Source organism: Pseudomonas sp. GW821-FHT01E10 (assembly GCF_059422365.1).
Window position 1 is genome coordinate 23,648 of the sequence record NZ_JBWKWT010000018.1, and the last position, 19,003, is coordinate 42,650.

Annotated in this window: 19 protein-coding genes; 1 reads left to right on the top strand and 18 read right to left on the bottom strand. The window is 53.2% G+C overall.

Features of this window, described 5'->3' with window-relative positions; genetic code table 11:
* Nucleotides 1-39: 39 nt before the first annotated feature.
* The 12 genes from AC07V0_RS24170 to AC07V0_RS24225 all read right to left on the bottom strand — a co-directional run bounded on the left by AC07V0_RS24170 (nucleotide 40) and on the right by AC07V0_RS24225 (nucleotide 10,963).
* The gene (locus AC07V0_RS24170; RefSeq protein WP_018927471.1) at nucleotides 40-444 is read right to left on the bottom strand and encodes a hypothetical protein; all 405 of its coding nucleotides are present in this window, start codon (nucleotides 442-444) and stop codon (nucleotides 40-42) included.
* Nucleotides 445-525: 81 nt separating this feature from the next.
* The gene (locus AC07V0_RS24175; protein ID WP_245846300.1) at nucleotides 526-1,524 is read right to left on the bottom strand and encodes a hypothetical protein; all 999 of its coding nucleotides are present in this window, start codon (nucleotides 1,522-1,524) and stop codon (nucleotides 526-528) included.
* Nucleotides 1,525-1,568: 44 nt separating this feature from the next.
* On the bottom strand, nucleotides 1,569-2,324 hold the full coding sequence (locus AC07V0_RS24180; RefSeq protein WP_086945175.1) for a lysozyme inhibitor LprI family protein: 756 nt from the start codon (nucleotides 2,322-2,324) through the stop codon (nucleotides 1,569-1,571).
* A gap of 2 nt (nucleotides 2,325-2,326) precedes the next feature.
* Nucleotides 2,327-3,172 (bottom strand): tetratricopeptide repeat protein, encoded by an 846-nt coding sequence (locus AC07V0_RS24185; protein WP_086945176.1) that lies wholly within the window; start codon nucleotides 3,170-3,172, stop codon nucleotides 2,327-2,329.
* Entirely contained in the window at nucleotides 3,159-3,707 is a 549-nt protein-coding gene (locus tag AC07V0_RS24190; protein WP_086945177.1) for a hypothetical protein, read from the bottom strand. The genes AC07V0_RS24185 and AC07V0_RS24190 overlap by 14 nt, the downstream gene beginning before the upstream one ends.
* A gap of 19 nt (nucleotides 3,708-3,726) precedes the next feature.
* Nucleotides 3,727-3,858 carry a hypothetical protein gene (locus tag AC07V0_RS24195; RefSeq protein WP_256580758.1) on the bottom strand — a complete coding sequence of 44 codons (132 nt, stop codon included), beginning with the start codon at nucleotides 3,856-3,858 and terminating at the stop codon, nucleotides 3,727-3,729.
* Between the two features lie 10 nt (nucleotides 3,859-3,868).
* Nucleotides 3,869-4,318, bottom strand: coding sequence for a hypothetical protein (locus AC07V0_RS24200; RefSeq protein ID WP_086945178.1), 450 nt, complete (start codon nucleotides 4,316-4,318; stop codon nucleotides 3,869-3,871).
* A 76-nt stretch (nucleotides 4,319-4,394) separates the two neighbouring features.
* Nucleotides 4,395-5,138: a hypothetical protein gene (locus tag AC07V0_RS24205; protein ID WP_018927464.1), complete on the bottom strand. Its 744-nt coding sequence runs from the start codon at nucleotides 5,136-5,138 to the stop codon at nucleotides 4,395-4,397.
* A 53-nt stretch (nucleotides 5,139-5,191) separates the two neighbouring features.
* Nucleotides 5,192-7,642, bottom strand: coding sequence for an alpha/beta fold hydrolase (locus tag AC07V0_RS24210; protein WP_086945179.1), 2,451 nt, complete (start codon nucleotides 7,640-7,642; stop codon nucleotides 5,192-5,194).
* A 9-nt stretch (nucleotides 7,643-7,651) separates the two neighbouring features.
* The gene (locus AC07V0_RS24215; RefSeq protein WP_086945180.1) at nucleotides 7,652-9,094 is read right to left on the bottom strand and encodes a TIGR01777 family oxidoreductase; all 1,443 of its coding nucleotides are present in this window, start codon (nucleotides 9,092-9,094) and stop codon (nucleotides 7,652-7,654) included.
* Between the two features lie 8 nt (nucleotides 9,095-9,102).
* A complete protein-coding gene (locus AC07V0_RS24220) occupies nucleotides 9,103-9,573 on the bottom strand; it encodes a cell division protein (RefSeq protein WP_086945181.1) in 471 nt (156 codons plus the stop codon).
* Nucleotides 9,574-9,682: 109 nt separating this feature from the next.
* Nucleotides 9,683-10,963, bottom strand: coding sequence for a hypothetical protein (locus tag AC07V0_RS24225; protein ID WP_086945182.1), 1,281 nt, complete (start codon nucleotides 10,961-10,963; stop codon nucleotides 9,683-9,685).
* Nucleotides 10,964-11,353: 390 nt separating this feature from the next.
* Between AC07V0_RS24225 and AC07V0_RS24230 the strand changes: the two genes are divergently transcribed.
* Nucleotides 11,354-11,734 carry a DUF6124 family protein gene (locus tag AC07V0_RS24230; RefSeq protein WP_086945183.1) on the top strand — a complete coding sequence of 127 codons (381 nt, stop codon included), beginning with the start codon at nucleotides 11,354-11,356 and terminating at the stop codon, nucleotides 11,732-11,734.
* 79 nt (nucleotides 11,735-11,813) lie between these two features.
* Here AC07V0_RS24230 and AC07V0_RS24235 read toward each other — a convergent pair whose 3' ends face one another.
* From AC07V0_RS24235 to AC07V0_RS24260, 6 genes are all read right to left on the bottom strand, one after another.
* Nucleotides 11,814-13,175, bottom strand: a complete 1,362-nt coding sequence (locus tag AC07V0_RS24235; protein ID WP_086945184.1) for a lysozyme inhibitor LprI family protein — start codon at nucleotides 13,173-13,175, stop codon at nucleotides 11,814-11,816.
* Between the two features lie 43 nt (nucleotides 13,176-13,218).
* Nucleotides 13,219-13,707: a hypothetical protein gene (locus AC07V0_RS24240; protein WP_245852776.1), complete on the bottom strand. Its 489-nt coding sequence runs from the start codon at nucleotides 13,705-13,707 to the stop codon at nucleotides 13,219-13,221.
* Nucleotides 13,708-13,950: 243 nt separating this feature from the next.
* On the bottom strand, nucleotides 13,951-14,367 hold the full coding sequence (locus tag AC07V0_RS24245; protein WP_495019978.1) for a lysozyme inhibitor LprI family protein: 417 nt from the start codon (nucleotides 14,365-14,367) through the stop codon (nucleotides 13,951-13,953).
* 256 nt (nucleotides 14,368-14,623) lie between these two features.
* Entirely contained in the window at nucleotides 14,624-15,037 is a 414-nt protein-coding gene (locus AC07V0_RS24250) for a hypothetical protein (RefSeq protein ID WP_086945187.1), read from the bottom strand.
* Nucleotides 15,038-17,962 (bottom strand): hypothetical protein, encoded by a 2,925-nt coding sequence (locus tag AC07V0_RS24255; RefSeq protein WP_086945188.1) that lies wholly within the window; start codon nucleotides 17,960-17,962, stop codon nucleotides 15,038-15,040.
* Between the two features lie 16 nt (nucleotides 17,963-17,978).
* Nucleotides 17,979-19,001 carry a tetratricopeptide repeat protein gene (locus tag AC07V0_RS24260; protein WP_086945189.1) on the bottom strand — a complete coding sequence of 341 codons (1,023 nt, stop codon included), beginning with the start codon at nucleotides 18,999-19,001 and terminating at the stop codon, nucleotides 17,979-17,981.
* Nucleotides 19,002-19,003 lie beyond the last annotated feature (2 nt).

Consider the following 19,003-nt stretch of genomic DNA (forward strand, 5'->3'; position numbering starts at 1 on the left):
GAAAGGGGACGTTGAGTCCCCTTTCTCGATAATCTCGACTCACCACTGACAGCCTGTCTCTGGTGACGCCTCCATGCTGATATCTTGATCGAACGAATATTTCTTACCGGATTTGTAATTCGTATAGGTCATCCCATAGATCCGAGCACCCTGACGGACCATCTCATACTCACCCGTCAGCGCCCCCTCGGAAACTTCCACCCAAGTTGTCGTGAATTGATAGGGCCGATCCTCTGCCAGGATTTCTTGCTCGGTGCTTCGATGGACTAGAGAAATGGCCTTCTTCGACTTGCTATACCTAACCCCAGTGCCGCTCCATTGGGTAACCGAGTCGTAATAGGTTCTGAATTCGAAATTGATGTTTTTACCTTCCAGCGAACGGAAACACGAGACCTGTGTTGTGATCTCACTACGGGCCGTCAGCGGCAATACCAACAACAGCATTAAAAATAACTTCTTCACAGATCCCTCTGATCTCATTTTTTTGAAAACGATGTCGTGCTCTCAGTAGAGCTTACCGCATGCCTAAAGTGAAAAATCCGAGACTTTTGCAAGCCGCCAACATTGCCCACGAACAAACTGATACTCGAAGACATAATCGGTATCCGGCTTCTGCAGGATCGCCGTGGCGTTGTTGCCCCGCTCTTCCTTGACGGTCAACGTAAGACCATCGGCCTCTCGTTTCACACGATCCGGGATGATTGGAAACTTGATCTGATCGCCGCTGACGCTGCGCTTTTCCATCTCAGGCTCGGGATCTCCCGCCACAGTCGTGAGCATTTTCAGCGGCTGTTGGACGAAGGCTTTCTGCAAGTCTGCGCGTTCGGAGAAAGCTGAGAGGAACGTTGAAAAGTCGGTCGAGGGGCAAGAATCACTGGCCGCGTCACCATCGGCTTGTAGTGTCTTCTGACGGTTGCCCTGACCCAGTTTTGAATTCGCAATCATCTTTGCATCCAAGTCTGCCAAGCGCTTCTTAATGCTCGCCGCATCCTTGTAAGCACACTCGACTTCTACGTCATCTTCCAGATTTAGACCGTCGCGGCAGTTCTGCAACTCAGGGTCTGGCGGGTCACCGCGAAAAAACTGCAAGGACAAGTGATCGCCGTCCTTGAAGAGCGGCAGTTCCAGCACCGAATAGGAATCACCTTCGAAATGGCTGTGCGAGACTTTGTGTTTTGTCAGAACAAACATGGACTTCCCCGCTCGCTCAGGGAATTTGCGCTCGAAGAAGAACACCGAGGCAATTTGTTCGCCTTCGACCTTCCACACATAATTCAGCGAAGGCTTCACCGCATTCATGGGGGCGTAGAAAATTTCAGCATCAGGCACATGCACGCCCCCAACCTGACCTTTAAGGTTGTTCTTCAAAAAGAACACCGTGATCTTTTGATCACCCAACGAAGCAACCACCGGCGGATGCAGCTCGCCTATGGTTTGTAGGTCACTTGCCGATGCCGGTTGAGCCGACAAACCGACCATGCATCCGAGCGCAGCAATAAAACTTAAGAGCCTGGCCAATTCCACCCACTTCCCTGTTGATCAATCTTCAAATATTTACACTGATGGTTTCACGCTGCTTCAGGAGCGCCGCACTTCAGTTCTTTGATTTGCTCATTCTGAATCGGAATCACGCAGGCGAGACGCTTCTCTCCGTCCCCACGAAGCTCGAACAAGCTGAGCGTCAGGTGTAAACCATCGGCAGCAAATGCATGATCCTCAAACAACGCACTGGCATAGCCATCCCAAAACGATTTGCCGTCAAAACTGCAAAACCGCTTGGAGGAAAGCACTCTCCAACCGCCGTTAGGCGCCAAAATCTGAACCGTCAAACAAGGGCTGCCAAAGGTGCTGACATAACGCGCCACGACATCGCCGAAGCGCTGGGAGCCGGACAGGAACACCTTGTTGAGATCAACCACATTACCCGGCTCATCAGCGACGATAGTGTCCAGATAAGCCGCACGCTCCAGGCTCATTCTGGCCACGCAGTTGTTGATAGTCGTAATATGCAGCGCCACACCGGGCTCGCTTTCCGTGGCTTCGAGCGGGCACGTGGTGTCGCGCAGCTTGATCCACGCGCGCTGGGCCTCTCTGGCCATCGCCATCAACGCCTTGCCCTGTTCAGGGTCGCGCCGCTGCTGAGACTCGAACCGCGCTAGCAGTTTCTTGTAACTAGCATTGAGCTGTACGTCGGCTTCTTTGCGTGCCGCTTCCACGCACAGATCGATCTGCCAGCTCACGGTGGTCTCTTTGCATTCGTCCTTGGCCATCGCGATGGAGGCAAACAGGCATCCAAAGGACAACGCGATACAGCGCACAAACATATTCAATTTTTCATTCCCTGAATTACAGATCGCTCAACTACACGTTGCGGAATTTTCTGCGCCTTGCCGTCGGCGCTCATTGCGTCGCGGTATTGGCTGTAATAGCGCTGCGCTTCGTCTTCGCGACCAAGGCGCCACAGTGAATCGGCGATGTTCAACATCAACACTGTGCGTTTACCGAGCGCCTCAACGCCTCGATAAAATTTCAGTGCAAGCTCATCGTTACCACCCTCGGCCAAGTAGAAACCCAAGTCATTGAACGCCTGAACATTACGCGCCGGTGGATGACACGCCATGTAGGACTCCGGACTCAAAAAGCTCAGGCTCCATTCGATGGATTCCGCGCGGGACTGCGCCGGCTCGATGTCCACGACATGCCTCAACAAGTCCTTTGGGGGCTTCGTCTCCAGGACGGGATTGAACACTTCACCGTCGTTGGAAACCCACTGATTGCCCACCCATTTACCGACACAAAAGCTGGCAGAACGCTCAGCCAGCACGCAACCGGTCTCCATCGAGATCACATCGCAATGCTGTTGCGACACCAGTTTTTCTTCACCACTCTCGACCGACAACATGCCGAAGCTCACCGGGTCGAGCAACAAGGTTTTCTTGTCAGGACTGAGCCAACCGGAGTGCCCATCAGCACCAACGTCGATGCTGAAGAGCGGGAACGTTTTACCACTTGCGGTGAACCAAGCAGTCGCCGACTCCACACCGGGCATCGTCCATTCTGTCGCCCGAAACGTCACTGAGTGTCCGCCGACACCGACTATTGGCAGGTCTTGGGCAAAGGCACTGGCGACAAACAGGCTGCCGAACATCAACACCCACTTAAGGCTGGCCATAAACGATCCTTTTCACTGCAGGGCTTTCCGATTGCAGTTGTCTCTTCGTGACGCCATAAGCCTCGATGAGCCCCTCCCAAGAACCTTTCGAACCAAACGACCGATAGCTATTGCTGTAGCTGTAATGCTCTAACCGTCCGGCCGTCGAGTAATAACCGCGCCATTCAGGGCAGGATCCGCACCCGCCATAACCGCCGATTGAAACCAGGCTGCCCGTGGTTCCTTTCACACAATCCATCGCCACTACCACGTTACTCAGCATCTTCGTCTTCGCACCGTCGGACGTGAGCTGTGAAACTTTGTCGATGTTGCGCCGAAGCACTTTGCCGCCGATGTTGATTGTCTGGTCGGAGCAGACCGGGATTACGTGGGTTTCAGTGTCCTGCACCGTCACGGATCGACAGGACGACACCAACACCACCTCAACGCCGCCACACTGCATGACATCGCGTTGGGTGTAGGCATCCGAAGGCGCGGCGAAGGCTGGAAACGAGAGCAGCAGCGAAAGGCTGCCCGCGAGAAGACGCTGATTCATGGAAAATTCCCTTTCACCGTTAACTGGGCTGTTTTTTTGCGAGGCACTTTGCATAGCCGTCGGCTCCTGCTTCGGCGGTTACCGGGATGGCGTAGGCGAGGGGCAAAAGTAAAAGAGCATTCAGCGTGGGCTGAATGAAAAAACGGTTCATCCAATCATCCTTAATCAAGCGGCGGTGATTCCGCGTCAGTGATCGTCAGCAGCCGAAACTCATTGTTCACAAACTCGTAGTAACGATCCCGGTAACGACTTTCCAACCGATTGCCTTGCGCGTCTTCTTCGCCATCGAGCGCGAGGCCGGAAATGAAGATCAAGCGGCTATCGGGCTGGTAGGCCATATCGAAAGTGCTGCCGTCGTATGCGTTCGGCAGCCCGACGACAACGTCCCCCGTACGCGCATCCAGCACTTCGCCGCAAATGGCGCTGCCGCCACAACCGAGCCTGTACAGGATGTAATGACCGGCGAAATTGACCTTGCCTTTCAGAGCCCGCGCTCGTGCTTGATCCATCATCGCGTTGCCGTTTTCTTGCGGTACCGGTTCATGGTTGGCGCCGGTGAACACTGGGGTGACGGTGTAGTCCTTGAAGTCCGGGTCGGCGGCGAAAGCCATGGACGTGGCAATGGCCAAGAGGCCTCCGAGTAGAACTGAACATCCTTTCACGCTGTAACTCCGTATATGGGGTACATCATTGGGCTGCTTTCTCAAAAACAATACTGCGCACCGCTGTTTTGATTTGTTCAAACCCTTCGGCGCTGATAGCCAAAGGAGTGGATGAGCCTGACTCTGCTGAGCCGATCAGTACGCTTTCGCCCCTGAGCAAGCAGAAAGCGACGCGAGTGATGTGACGTCGTGATTTGTCATGGAAACCGAAGATGAACCCAGATGACTTCTCCCCACCCAGTGCCTCGAAGGTGTAGCTTTTCTTGGGGCCCGCCAGCGACGTGGGCTCCCAACCGTGATCGGTCAGGGTCGCCGGGCATCTGCGGTCGTTGTCATCACGTAGGACTTGCAGCGCGATGGAGTCCTCTTCCGGGGGCTTCCGGGCCGTGAGCCGGGAGAAGCTGTCAGCGTTTTCACACATCACGCCAAACCACGGCTGACTCAGGTTGTCGGACTTCTCGAAATGCCAGTCATAACCGCTCGATGTTTCCGCCTGCCATAAACCAGGCGCGCTGGCCCGAGCGGGCAGTTGTTTACCCGCGACAAACACCAGATAAAAGCGATCGAACGTCAGCCATTGGTCTTGCAACAACGGCATGGAGAACCGACACGTATCCAGCTCGACAACAGCCTCGGTCGGACCGTGTGCAACCGCCGACTGGCCTGACTCACCGCCGACCACCACGGCATCGGCGGCGAGAGCTGTATGCGTCAGCGCAACCCAGCCAAGTAGCGAACCCCGCAGCCATGAAGACTTGATTAAGCCCATCAACCGACATCCCTGTGCATAACGTTATCGACGACTGCTCAACAGCAGTCGGTTCATCCTTTGTTCGCTGGAATGATCAACTTCAACTCACCATCGCGGTACACCACCTCACACCCCAGCCACGCCGGATCAACCTGCGGCATCACCGCCGAGGGCTTGCGCAGTTCACGCAGCAACGTCGAGCCGTGAGACAACCGCCCGCCCATCCGCGCAATCACCGCCCGCGCTGCTTGATAGTGCGCGTGGCGACCGGGGTCGAGGGTGTCTTCGAGCAGGATGTCGGCGCCGAGCACGCCTTGCACCTGCCCCGGATAAATCATGAACCCGGTCGCCTGCTCCGTGCCTTCGCGACCGTCCTGCCAGAAGCTGCCGTCGCGGGTACGAACGTCGGGATGCGGCGCAAACCAATGCTCGCGATCTGCCAGCGGCATGGCGTGATGGAGGCGGAAGAAGATCCGCATGAGATTGTCGCGATACCACTCACGCACTTGCAGGTAGTAGCCGCGCAGGCCCGGCAGGCCAGTTGAATGGGCTAAGCGGATAAACCCCGGCCACTGCGGGAAGGCCTGCAACGGCAGGTCGGTTGGTGCCGGGCGCGGTGTGGCGGGATCGGTTTCCCACGGCAGACGATGTGGGCTGTGTTCAAGGTCGTCATAAGCCGTCGGTGGCCGTCCCAACAGGTCGCCGCCGCTGCTGGCCAGTGAGGTGGCGATGCACAGATTGCCTTGCACCACGAACACATAAAATCGGGTGAACCAGTCGGCCAGTTGCCGGCCGTCGGCGCCTTGGGTGGTGAGCTCGGACAGTTCACCGTCGAAGCGCCGCAAGCCATGCTCAAGGCTCAGCAAATGCCCGCGAGCAACGCGCTGCATACGCAGGAATAACGGTAGCGAATGTAACATCCGTAGCGGTCGCCAAGGCAGATACGGAGTCGCGCCACCGACTTCGCCGGCGTAGCTGCTGGCAGAGATGCCCCAGTCTGCGAGTCGTGCGAGAAACAAATCGTTGTTGATGTACGAGGCGCCGCCAAACACCGCCGTGAACGGTTCGTTGTCCTGCAACACCCGCGAATCCCAACGCGCCATGATCGCTGGAATACTCGCCGCCGCACGCCGTTGGGCGTACTCCACCAAAGTGCTGGGTTGGGGCGGCAGGATCTCGGCGATGTTGGCGGCAGTCAGGTGCCGACGCCAGCCGTAATCGCTGATCGGCCGGTATTGCAGCAACCATAGTTGCTGGCCATCCCAGGCCCATTCGACGTCGCCAGGCACGTAATGGAAGACTCGCAACACGTCTTGCAGAAAACGCCACAACAGGTCCGCTGTCAGGCCGTGGGAAGGTTTGAAAGTATCGCTGCCCCAAGAGTCGCCGAGGCGGGAAAGGATCGCCCGCTCGGGGCTCACCCGACCATCGGCCAACGACTCAAGATGACCTTCGACCCATTCCAGTTCCACCGACAGATGTCGCACAAAAGCGATCCCGGACAACTGCGGTGTGATGAAGCGTTGCACCACCACTTCTTCCACACCTGCCGCGCTCAGCTCGGCAATGCGCGCAGGCACGTTGGGCGTCGGTTCCCGCAGGAATGTGGTGCTCAGCCCGGCGTTCGCCGCATCGGCTTTATCCTCGCCATAACTGGAGGAGCGCACCGCCCACGTGGCGTCCGGTTGGCTCGCGAGAAACGCCAGCAGACGTTCATCGTGACAATCATTGAGTGACAGCGCCGGCGGCACCGCTTGCCCGGCCAACTCGGCCAGACGCAAGCGCCCGCCCTTGGTATGCGCGACGAACCCACGCTCGCCCGACTCCAGCCACGCAGCGAATTCGGCCGGCGAGTCGATCCACGGGTAATGACCCCAACCGGGTTTCAGGCTGATAGTCAGATCAGCGCGGGCAAGAATGGCTGACCATGCTGCGGCCTGAGCGATGCCCAGCACATTGTCCTGATCGCCCCAGACCAGCTCGACCGGATCAGTGATCCACTCCAGCAGCGGCAACGCGGTGTCTGCTCGCACCAAGTCCCAGTGCGGCACAAACGCGCGGCAGCGGGCATACCCGGCGCCCATGCGCTGGTATTGCGCGGGTGTCCAAGTCTGATTGGAGAACTTGTGTTTAAAAAGCGCTGGTTTGTTCGCCAGCAACCAGTGAATGGTCTTGCGAATCGGCAGCGGCGACATCAACGCTGGCAGCCGTCGTTGCCACAAGAACGCCCCGACTGGCGCGAGCAACACACTGCGGCAAAAGTGCCCCGGCTGACGTTGCAGCGCATGCAACACCAGCAACGCATTCACCCCGACCGCCATGATCGCGCTGCCCTGCACCGTCATCGCGAGCAACGCTTGAGCGTACGCCGCGAGGTCTTCGCAGGGTGCCTGTGGATTGTTGCCAAAGCCCGGCAACTCCAGCGGCACCACCTGATAGCGCTGAAAGTGCGGCAGCGCATCATCCCACCAATCGGCGGCGCTACCGTTGCCGGCCAGCAGGTACATCAGGGGCTTGCTCATGAACAATCCTCAGGCCAGATCGCGCAGGGCGGCGTCGAGGGCTGGATAGCGGAACGTGTAGCCCGCCTCGCTCAAACGCTCGGGCACCACACGCTGGCCGTCGAAAAACAGTTGAGCCATTTCCCCCGCCAGTGCGCGCACCGGTGCCGCCGGAATGTGAAACCACACCGGACGCTTCAAGACCTTGCCGACCTGCTCGGCAAACGCTGCCTGACTGACCGTATCCGGCGCCACCAAGTTGTAAGTGCCGCTCAAGCTCTCATCATCGAACGCGCGTGCGATCACTTGAATCACATCGTCGCGATGCACCCAGCTCATGATCTGCTGACCATCGCCCATGCGTCCGCCAAAGCCCAGGCGAAACGGAATCAGCAACGGCAACAACGCACCGCCCGGCCCGAACACCACGCCGAGGCGCATCACCACCTGACGCACACCGAACTCAGTGGCCGGTTGCGCGGCCGTTTCCCATTGCGCGCAGAGTTCGGCCATGAAGCCATCGCCCCTGGTCGATGTTTCATCGAGACGTTCGCTGGCATCGCGCACGCCGTAGAAGCCAATGGCCGAGGCCTGAACCCACAACGCCGGTTTATGCGTGGCATTTTTCAGCCAAGTCATCAGCGCTTCGGTGGTATTGACGCGACTGGCGATCAGTTGTGCCTGACGCTTGGCGCTCCAACGCGGACCAGCAACCGGTGCCCCCGCCAGGTTGATCACCACGTCGAAGGTTTCGTTGTAACCGAGTTTGCTCAGCGAACGCAGGCAACGGGCGCGGCCGTCGAACAGGTACGCGGCTTTCAAAGGATCGCGAGCCAGCACGCTGACGGTGTGGCCGGCGTCGAGCAATTGATTGACCAAGGCTTCACCGATAAACCCGGTGCCACCGGTCACCAGTACCCGTTTGTAAGCTCCGCCAGCGAACGGGTTAGACGGCTTACCTTCGCGCTGCATGCGCAACGCCGCCAATCCGTCACGAATACCCGAAGCCGTAACGCCGATAGCGAACAGCGTCAGCAACCAGCCACGCCAGCCGAAATCGATAGCGCTCAGGCCGGTAGACAAACTCGCCCACTGCGCCAATTGCCCCCCGTACAGAGCAAAGAAAGCCCCGCCGTTCACCGCCAGCACGGTATGCATGATGCGCTCGATGGCCGGCAACTTGCGGCTGCGGTCCTCGACCACGAAGTCCCAGAGCGTCAGGCCGATCTCCAGCGCGAACAGCAGCGCAATCACAATCGCCCACGTGCCGTGGAATGCCAGATGCGCCATGCCCAGAAACAGAATCCCGTAGAAACACGAGCGCATCGCGTGGATCGACAACTCCAGCCGGGCACTGTGGCGATACGGCAACGCCACCGTCAGTTCGTGGTGGTACAGGGTATCGAGCGCACCCAGGCAGGCCTGGGCAATCAACAGAGCAATCGCCCAATCCAGGAGAGAAAAGTCAGGCATGGTTGGCATCACTCGGTGTGTGTTGAGGTGGAGGTGCGGCGGTCGTGGCGATACAGCCAGATCAGCGGAGGCAGTAAAGTGAGCAGCGCGAAGCTGTCGAACCACAGATGCGACCAGACCTGCGCCTGGAGGGAAATCAACATGTCCTGCGGCGCCCAGAGCACGATGCCGGCAATCAACCAGCCCCATGCCATAGGGGTTTTAAGACGATGGCCGAAGTGCACGAGGGCGAGCATGTAGAGGGAATAGCTTTGCAGCGTGGCGCCGAATAGGGCGAGCCACCAGACTTGTTGCGCGCGGGCGGCGGTGGGTACGGTGTCGGCCAACCAGAAGGCTTTTTCGATAGTTTGCAGATAGCCGTCGAGCGAACCGGAATGGCCGGCCCAAGTCAGCAGGATGCTGACGAGCAGATGCACCAGTGCGGCGGCGTATAGCCAAACGACCAGGGCTTGGCGAAGGGTATTTGAGGGGACTGGCATTCCGTGTCCTGAGGTCTTCCTTGAGGGGCGCAAGTCTAAAGGAAATCGGGAGATTTAGTGATTAATCACGGGACCGGTCTCGCCTCTAAAATTTCTAATAGAAAATCGACTAACAACCATCGGCATCGTTGCATTGAACCCAGCCCCGAATTTCCTTTCCTTTGGGGGTTTTAAACATGATTTGCAGCCACCCGGCCTCAACCCCTTCCTGCAACACCGAGTCGCCCTTGATCAAATACATTTTCGTCATGTCCGCCAAAACGGGCGAACTGTGAATCGAGGTCTTTTTGTTAATCGTGAGCGTCACCCTGTCCCCCGCTGCCCAGCGTTTATAGGCGGCAGAATTGAGTTTGGCGACGATCCCCTCAGCGGTTTTATAAGGGAACGTGTAGATCAACTCCGACGACTCGGAATCGCGCGCAATATCGCCGCCATTACCAAAATAATTCGACAACCGCTCATCTCTCACATAACCCGCCGCCGTACGGGAATACGCATGAGTGGTGTAATACTCGCCCAAATAATTAACGCCCGTATCAGCTCTGATTCCGACCGCATGAATGACGAATAGCATCGGCTCGGCTTCGGGTTCAGCCTGCGCAAAGAAAGCCGCTTGCACTCGTCCAGTGGCCGCCAAAAATGGCAGGCCGCCTATGTTCTTTTTTGTACCATCGGCACAATTTACATAATCGACGTTGATGGCGACGTCATCGGCGTCTTGGGATTCGTCTTCGGGCAGTTTGGCGTGGTTGAAAACGATAGAGCCCGAGTCTGTGTTGAGCGCTGGGAATGCTTCACTTTTTGGGGGTTCGCAGGTGATCCTGGAAAGGATCTTTTTCAGGCTTGATCTCTCGCTTTCATAAAAAGTATTGCACTGAGAAACAACGACAAAGCCCTGTGCTGTTTCTGCTTGAAGTGTGTTGCAGATTAATCCGAACCCTTCAACACCGCCCGGCCTAGGATAAATGACGTTTTTCATGTCCAGCAGCTTCCAGCCTTGCTGCTGCATCGACGCTTTGGCTGTCGCCGTAGCGTCCGAAAACTCCATGATTGATTCAGCATCAGGCAGTTCGATCAGCTTGTTGTAGCGCCGTGTATTGTCGATTCCGACAACCGCCAAAATGTCCTGCAGATTTTTCCCAGTGACAATGACAGTGGGGAGACTATCGAAGTTGTTGGCGTAGTCCGGCTGGTTACGGGGTACAAGCTTGAGTACGTTCACGCCCCCTTCCTGAACGCAGCTTGCAACCTTCAGTTCTGTTTGAGGCACGTCGAACGGGCAAGGTTGATCTTCAGCGAACGCATCCGTGCCGCCAAGGAACAGGCTCAGAACAACGGCGCCCATCAGCGCCGCCGTGAAGCCGTATCCTTTTTTAAAAATACAATCCATGTTGATCACTCAAAAAACCTACGGTTTAAACGGCTCAGGTGTCGTGTTTAAAAACGCTCAATCATCCGCCTACGTAGACGTCGACACCATCGGACATTTCCTTCAACACGCCGGGCTGTTCATGAACTATCCAGCGCTCGCGCTCATCGATAACCTCTGTTCGTCACCGCAAAATCGGTGACACGGACGTGCAAGTCCGGCGGGATACACAATGGTTATGGCAATTCATCGAGCATTTTTCTATGCTCGCGAACCGTTATGGCGGCTGTGTATGGGAGACCTTCGGGTCTGCCGGGTAATCCCGCCGGTCTTGCACACCTATGCACAGCTGCCACCTCTTTCGAAGTGCACGCGAAACGGTGTCGGCTCCTTAATTACGGGATTACATCTATGTTCAAGCCAACACCAAATCCTCCTGAAAACGAAGCCACATCCCCCTACGAATCCTTAGATTCCAGAAAGCTCCACGAAGCCGCCGAACGCGCCCTCGACCACCATTTCGCCCCACCCCCCAAAGAAAAACCCAAGCGCAAAGGCAAACTCTTCACCGTCTCCCCCGACATCGACACCGAAGCCCTCCTGGCCAACGCCTCAGAAGACCTGAAGTCCATCAGCGCCATCGCCGCCGACCTGGCTGATGACATCGAAGGCACCCGCCGCTCAGTCGCCCTGGCACTCAGCAGAATGGCCGATGGGGTGCAGTTGTTGGTGGAGCGAGCGCTGGATCATATTGATTCGCCGAATCCGGCGGAGCATCGGGCGAAGGCGTAGTGAAACTCGGATAAAAAAGGGACGTTACGAAGGGGACTTAAAGTCCCCTTCTTCAGCGTTTATACCTGCACGGTGAAATTTACAGACAGTGACTGGCCTTTATGTCTGAGCCTTGCGAAACCAAACGCTTCACGCCGTCGCTCCCCCCCGGGCTACCTTTATCAGCTGACAACTGATAACAGGCCAACGCCCGGGACATATCCTTTGTTCCCAACTGGCCATTCTCAAAAGAAGACCCCAGGTAATTCATCGCATCTGTGGAGCCCATGGAAACTGCGCGAATAACCTCCCTTTCTGCCTGCTCGGGGTGCAGGCAAGGGCCGCTATAGTCGGTGGAATTACCGTTACAAAAATAAGTGGCATAACCCAGCGCGCCGTTCGGTGTCGTCGATGCCGCTTTGAACAATGCCTCAAGCTTGCTGGTTTCCAATTGAGGCGCCATCTGCGAAAGACTCAATCTTGCCGCCGACAGACTCGCCTGTGGATCGCCCGACTCCGCAGCACAGACATAGTTTTCCAGGGACGCTTCAATCAACTCCCCAGTCAGACGGTATCGCTCAAGAAACCCTAACCCACCCAAGCCCTCAGCACGTTGATAACAAAGGTTCTCCGCGCGGCTCATTCCGGGTCTACCGGGTGCGACAAGCTCCTTCTCGCTGATCGACCAATCCTCAATCCCCACCAGCGACCAGCACGACTTTTTAGCAAAGTTAAAAATCTTGATGTTGCTGTTACCGGCCCGTTTATCCACAACGTTCATGTGAGTGTCATCGACTGTTTCGATCTCAACCCCTTCAGTTTTGCCTTCCATCGCGGCCATCAACGGAAACGCCAAACTGGAGCCAGTCTCCGCAGTAATTTGCGGTTCAAATTGACCAGGGTCCGAGGTGCGCTTCAATACCAATATTTTTACCGCCAGTGCGGTTAGGCGCTTCTGGGACTCGGCATTGGCAGAAAACGCCGGCAGAAACTGAGCAAAGTTCTGGGATGGACACGAGACGTCTGCCCCTCGCCCAACAGCTGAACCATTCACGATGTCGGGCGCAATATTGTCCAGAAAGGCTGTACGCTCGCGGCTCATTCTTGCGATGCAATTGTTCACCGTCGCTACATAGGCGGACGTGCCAGGCTTAATCTCAAACGCTTCGAGCGGACAATTCGCATCGCGCAATTTTATCCACACACGCTGTGCTTCTTTGACCTTCGCCGTATACGCCGCCCCAGTGTCGGGTTCGGCTCGATACTGCGCTTCGAGTCGAGCCATCAGTTGGTGGTAACTCGTATTCAACTGAGAATCGGCAGCGTTCTTCGCGACATCAGAACACCTGTCAATTTGCTCGCTTATGGTGCTCTCGCTGCAATCATCCTGCGCAAATGCAGTGGGCAAACCTAGCAGACCACTAAACGTTGCACCAATAAGGAGTCTTATAAACTGATTCATCCCAATCATCCTTGTATTTTTTAACAGATCCCTTCGTAAGGGGTTATGGCGTATTAAGGTGCTTCTTTACGTATGCCTTTATTGAGGCCGCATCTTTATAAGCAAACGTTTGTGGCACACCCTCACTAAAGCCATCGATCCCGCTCAAGTACCTATTAGCCTGAATCAATCGATTGGAGATCAACCTACCATTGCTACTTCGTGCATAAGCATAGACCTGATACAGAGTACCGTAGGTACCAATACCTCTACTGTTAATTTCCCAAGAAACCAAAACAAAGACATTCTTTACATCCTGGACCGGATAAAAAAATATCGATTCGACCTTAGGTGGCGAACCAGCAACATCATATTTATCAACTAACTGTCTAGCCGATACTCCATCGCTGTTTTTCACGTCGAGGACTAAAGACACGGGATACTCTGCATCTCCCGTTTCCAAAACCGATAATTCCGCATTTTCGACAGCAGTTGTTTTATAGGGTCCATCTACTACCACCCCCCGCAGATAGAGGCTATCGTCCTGAGCCACGGAGACCCTACAGAGCATAAATACCAATAATAAAAAACAAAATTTACGCATCGTAACAACCTATTTAAACAAACAATGGTAACCAAATACTCGGCCTTTAAGTGGACAGCAAAAAGGGGACCGATTTATTAATCGCCAACTAAACCTACCTCATAACTAAATCAGTCCTCTTTCGCTACCTTTCGCTACCTTTCGCTAAGCGCAGCATATAAACCAGCTGTAAAACACACCACGCTCACCTAATCATTTTTCCTTAGGGGCGTTATAGTTATCTGGAAAAGTATTATCTAAATACTCTGAACGCTCGAGACTCATTTTGGTGACGCAAACATTTACCGCCACCTCATAAGCCGGCATTTTCTCATCATACTCAAAAGCTTCTATAGCGCAATTAGTATCTCGCAACTTCAGCCAAGCCAATTGTGAAGCTTTTAACTTAACCAAAAATTTCGCTCCTTGGTCAGGAGCTATTTGATATTGAGACTTCACTCTCGCGATAAGTTGCTTGTAACTAACATTCAATCTAGAGTCAGCAGAATCATGTACCTGCTTAACACATAAATTAAACTCCAAAGTTGACGTAACTGCACCACAACTTTTTTCACCTGAAAAAGAAAAGATCGGAAAAACTAAGCAAACAAACAAGATAAACGATTTCATTGTCACTAAACCGATACTTTCAAATAAAAAAGGGGTCGATTTATTTAACAACAACTAAACCTACCTCATAACTAAGTCAGTCCCCTTTTCGCTTTTGTTTTCACATCAAACATACGACTATATATCGGCGCCATCCGCCTGTTTTTTCACTACTCAATTCTCTAGTAAAAAAGGAGGACGAGTAAGAAACGAGCCGGCTCTATTTATTGGAGCCGGCATTTAACCTCACAGACAACCCCCATCCCCACAAACAAAATTACTTATTAAGCTTAGCAATACAACCCTTATACAACTCCGCGTATTTTTTATCATACTTCAACTCAACAGGCTCATCCAAATCTGCCGATGCATTAAATAGCGCCTCATCTTGAACATAATACTTAACCCACCCAACAATACCTTCACCAGAAGTTTTATAGAACAACTGAGCCAGTATGCGCTCACCATTATCATCATCAATCAACAGATTAATTTTTTCTTTCTTTGTATAACGAAATGGAAAGTCACTACTCCTAACCATCTCGGTCAGGTAGCCATAGCAGCCTTCACCCTCAGAACGAGCATCAACACCGTCTTGACCATCTGCGAAAGCCAATCCTGTAATTAAAAAAAGCGCTGCCCCAATGCATGCTTTGAAGGCAATACTAGGAACAAGATTTAAAATCTTCATTTACTCTCCTTTCTCCAGCGCCTCTACAAACCTAGCGCGAATTGCTTGAATATGAGTTTTATACGCATTTTGCGCACCTATTTCTTTAGAGTGCCAGCGTGCCCAGTTACCGTCATACTTGTTGATGTATGCAGCCTTATACTCCATGCCAGCCAACACCGAAGGCAATACTATGAAAACTTTTTTCTTATCTGTAACCTGTTGGTTGCCGCCTTGGCCGCTCATCCCCTTGTTCTCGAATGCCGACCAAGTACCAACCGGTGCATATTCTGGATTTGCTTCGAAGATTGCACCATCCCAACCATAGTAAGGAGGGCCGCCAAAAGCCTCCATCCCACCGGTTCCACAATTTGCATATTGACCCGACTCAAAATGGGCCGTCTCGTCGCGATACATCCGCTCGATAATGATCGCCATTTCTTTTCCATATTTTTCGTAAATCACTTTAATCGCTGCTTTACCGTCTGCCACAGTAAATAACCCGGTATGGGCTGCACCACCCTTCGGCTTAAGATTACTAATAAATTCTATAGGATGGAAATGATAAACTTTATTGGTGAATGCAACCTGCATCGAACCAGCCATTTCATCCCAGAATACAAGCTTATCTATTCGCTCCTGCTCATGTCTGAGTAGCTCCGGTGAGTCCTCCAGTAGAGTTTTTAACTTTTCCCACTTTGCCTCAGAAGACTTTGCCTGCCACTCGGTAGGATGATTAGCAATCAACTTTGACCAACTACTACGTATTTCCGGATCACGCAGAGCCGCTTGAAGCTCAGCCGGAGTTACGTCATTGTCTTTAGTACCCTTGGCATCGATTTCTGCATACAGCTCCTGAAAGAATACCGGCATATCCCCTGGATCCAAGAACCCATCGGCGTTAGGATTGGATTCTTTTACTACTCTGAAACCCAGCTTTTCCCAATCATGCTGACAAATCAGCTCTCCCTTTTCTTTATTAACAAACCCAGTTTGAGGTTTACCGTCATTTCGGACAGTAACTTTTACCCATTCCTTTCCTGCAGCATCCTTTACAATACTAACTCGATCCATCGAAGCATAAGTTTTTGCCTTCATAGCAGGCTCCTGCTCGGTGAATACAGGAGCTTCATCAGTCCCAGTTTTGGCGGCCAGCATCTGCCCTTCGTTCAAAACCAGGTATTTCTTCCCATCAACCAACGCCGCTGGATTTTTCAAGTAACTTTCTAGTTCTGTATCCGCACTAAAAACCTCGACATGAACCTGATATTTGCTGTGAACTCCACCTTTTGCATTAGCAGGCACCTCATAGAGTCCCATATATCCTACTGGCTCGCCTGCCTTGATTGCTGAATTAGTAATAACCACGCTATCAAAAACGGTCGGTGTGATTTTTTTCCTTGTTATTAGTCGTTTCGGACCGACGTCATCCACGCAGCACCAGAATTTTTCTGGCAATACACCGGCCCCTTTGAGGCCGGTTCCTTCTGAGGGAATAAATGAACACTCCGCCATTGGGTATTTTTTTCCATCTTCAAGGAACAACCACTGAACCTTCCCACTATCAAACCGTATCATACTCCCAGTACAAAGCACTTGCTCCGGTGCAACCTGCGCCCCGCCATTTTCACCGACCGGGGCACTTCTTACTTTGAGTCCTTGTAATGAACTGACACTTGCATCGACCATCCCTTTCCAATAGCCGGGCGTTAGTCGCTCAGGAGGAAGAACTGCTTTTAATCGCTCCTTGCCCTTGCTATTTCTTATTGGCTTGCCATCTTCTTGAGTAGCGAACCAAACAACATCCCCTTTTTTTAGCTCGGCAATTTTACCTTTAAGTATCCGTCCTTGGGCGAATGTATACTTACCATCAAGGGTAGGTTGCTCCTTCAGAATTTCGAACTCAACGCCATTATGTATATCACCTACAGTACTACTTTCAGCTTGATCTTTATGATGATTACGTGCAGGCCACCCACCATTTACGACTTTAACAATCCTACTAGTTTTTTCTTCTTCCGCACTATAAAGCTCATAGGGCAAAATATGCATATAAAGACTAAAAAAACTTAATTTATTGCTTTTTACTGCTTCCGACTTCTCATTGGCAGGAGACTCATACTCGTGGCGCACTAGGCAAAATGATGTCGAATACTTTAAATTCGCACAGCTTGTCGCCCCTGCGTACTCTGAAGACAGATAGTTTTTATTCAATCTATAAGCCACAACCACACCATCACCGATACAGCGTACAGGCTCATCACGAACGCACTGAGGTGCGCTGGCATTAGTGATATGAATCCCTCCGTGCCAGAACTGATTACTTCCAAGCAAGTAGTGCCCCGATGTTTCAGCTTCGAGAGCTTTGTATAGTTCATCAGCATCTTCAAACTGACTCCCGCCATGTTTTCTGATGGGATACTGAAAATTCATAATAGAAGCTTTGCTGGTCGACGGTTGGGCCGTCTTTTGAGCAGGTGCAGGCGCTGCTGCACCGGTCCTAAACTCTTCTTTAGCCCTTAGAAACTTTGTAACGACGGGCCAATAGTGGCTTGGAGGCTTAGGACCAAACAAAGCCTTTGCAGGACCAGTGCTTGTTTGCGCACCAAATATATGTCCGCTGTTAGTGCCAGGATTGAAATCTTCAACAATTCCTGTGTGAAATAGCGGGCTACCGCCTTTATGGGAAATCTCATTAATCCAAAGAGCAATATCTCCGCGTTTCACATCTTTCGGCAAAACAGTCGTGTAATAGTTGGAATTCTCCATCTCACGCGTCTCTTCATACGGAATGTTGTAGCCGGCACCTGTCAGCAACAAATTAACCATATGCGAACAATCAATCAGTTTTTTTCCGGTTACGTTCGTTTTGACGCCGTCCCCGCCCATCTTGTATACGTAGTCGCCGCCGGTGTACTTGTTCGTTAAATCAAGTGGCTCTGTCATTTCTGCATCCTGCAAATTAGTAGCAATGGCTGCTGGCTTGATTAGCTTCAGCCGCTTGCGTTTTCAATCGATTCAAATTGTTCAGGGCAGTGTCGTTACCCTTGTCGGCGGCCAGGCGATAGCACGCCAGTGCCTTGGATAAATCCTTGGTCACCAACTCCCCTGTTTCAAAGGAGTAACCCAAATAATTCATAGCGTCAGCCGAGCCCATCGATGCCGCGCGGATAAGCTCCTTTTCAGCTTGTTCGGGATGCTGGCAAGGGCCTTCAGCCGCGGTGTTATTCCCGTAGCAATAAAACGTGGATAGAGAGGCGGCACCATCGGCGAGAGTGGTCGCCGCCGCTTTAAAAAGCGCCTCAACCTTCTCCGTCTCCAACTGCGAAGCCATCCCCGAAAGACTCAAACTCGCAGCATTCAGACTGGCCTGAGGATCACCCGAGGCGGCCGCACATAGATAATTTTCCAGCGAAGCTTCGAATAACTCACCTGTCAGCCGGTATTGCTCTAGCCCCCCCAGCCCTCCGTAGGCTTCCGCACGCTGAAAACATAAATTCTCGGCGGTGCTCATGCTCGGCTTGCTCGCCACCACCAGATCTTTCTCACTGATCGACCAGTCTTCAACACCCTCAAGCACCCAGCACGCCTGGCGCGAAAAGTTGAAGATCTTGATGTTGCTGTTACCCGCCCGCTTATCCACAACATTGAAGTGACTGTCGTCGATCGCTTCGACTTCGACACCTTTTGTCTTGTCTGTGGCTACGGGCGCCATTAGCGGAAACGCCAAATTGGAACTGTTGACTCCCCTCGTTTGCGGCTCAAAAACTCCATGCTCTCCCACCGGTTTCAAAACCAGCGACTTCACCGTCATCGCAGTCAACCGCTGCTGAGTTTCAGCATTCGCAGAGAACGCCGGAAGGAACTGGGCAAAATCCTCAGACGGGCATTCATCCGCATAAGCACTGCCATGAAACAGGCTCAGCAGCGACGCGGTGAAAACCGCTACAGCGAGGCCACCACTCTTCTTCAAAACACCATTCATGT

What these genes read in the sequence shown, in the direction of transcription:
- AC07V0_RS24170 (WP_018927471.1), bottom strand. Translation starts at nt 444, where the DNA reads ATGCTGTTGTTGGTATTGCCGCTGACGGCCCGTAGTGAGATCACAACA.
- AC07V0_RS24180 (WP_086945175.1), bottom strand. Translation starts at nt 2,324, where the DNA reads ATGTTTGTGCGCTGTATCGCGTTGTCCTTTGGATGCCTGTTTGCCTCC.
- AC07V0_RS24185 (WP_086945176.1), bottom strand. Translation starts at nt 3,172, where the DNA reads ATGGCCAGCCTTAAGTGGGTGTTGATGTTCGGCAGCCTGTTTGTCGCC.
- AC07V0_RS24190 (WP_086945177.1), bottom strand. Translation starts at nt 3,707, where the DNA reads ATGAATCAGCGTCTTCTCGCGGGCAGCCTTTCGCTGCTGCTCTCGTTT.
- AC07V0_RS24195 (WP_256580758.1), bottom strand. Translation starts at nt 3,858, where the DNA reads ATGAACCGTTTTTTCATTCAGCCCACGCTGAATGCTCTTTTACTTTTG.
- AC07V0_RS24200 (WP_086945178.1), bottom strand. Translation starts at nt 4,318, where the DNA reads ATGGCTTTCGCCGCCGACCCGGACTTCAAGGACTACACCGTCACCCCA.
- AC07V0_RS24205 (WP_018927464.1), bottom strand. Translation starts at nt 5,138, where the DNA reads ATGGGCTTAATCAAGTCTTCATGGCTGCGGGGTTCGCTACTTGGCTGG.
- AC07V0_RS24210 (WP_086945179.1), bottom strand. Translation starts at nt 7,642, where the DNA reads ATGAGCAAGCCCCTGATGTACCTGCTGGCCGGCAACGGTAGCGCCGCC.
- AC07V0_RS24215 (WP_086945180.1), bottom strand. Translation starts at nt 9,094, where the DNA reads ATGCCTGACTTTTCTCTCCTGGATTGGGCGATTGCTCTGTTGATTGCC.
- AC07V0_RS24220 (WP_086945181.1), bottom strand. Translation starts at nt 9,573, where the DNA reads ATGCCAGTCCCCTCAAATACCCTTCGCCAAGCCCTGGTCGTTTGGCTA.
- AC07V0_RS24225 (WP_086945182.1), bottom strand. Translation starts at nt 10,963, where the DNA reads ATGGATTGTATTTTTAAAAAAGGATACGGCTTCACGGCGGCGCTGATG.
- AC07V0_RS24230 (WP_086945183.1), top strand. Translation starts at nt 11,354, where the DNA reads ATGTTCAAGCCAACACCAAATCCTCCTGAAAACGAAGCCACATCCCCC.
- AC07V0_RS24235 (WP_086945184.1), bottom strand. Translation starts at nt 13,175, where the DNA reads ATGAATCAGTTTATAAGACTCCTTATTGGTGCAACGTTTAGTGGTCTG.
- AC07V0_RS24245 (WP_495019978.1), bottom strand. Translation starts at nt 14,367, where the DNA reads ATGAAATCGTTTATCTTGTTTGTTTGCTTAGTTTTTCCGATCTTTTCT.
- AC07V0_RS24250 (WP_086945187.1), bottom strand. Translation starts at nt 15,037, where the DNA reads ATGAAGATTTTAAATCTTGTTCCTAGTATTGCCTTCAAAGCATGCATT.
- AC07V0_RS24255 (WP_086945188.1), bottom strand. Translation starts at nt 17,962, where the DNA reads ATGACAGAGCCACTTGATTTAACGAACAAGTACACCGGCGGCGACTAC.
- AC07V0_RS24260 (WP_086945189.1), bottom strand. Translation starts at nt 19,001, where the DNA reads ATGAATGGTGTTTTGAAGAAGAGTGGTGGCCTCGCTGTAGCGGTTTTC.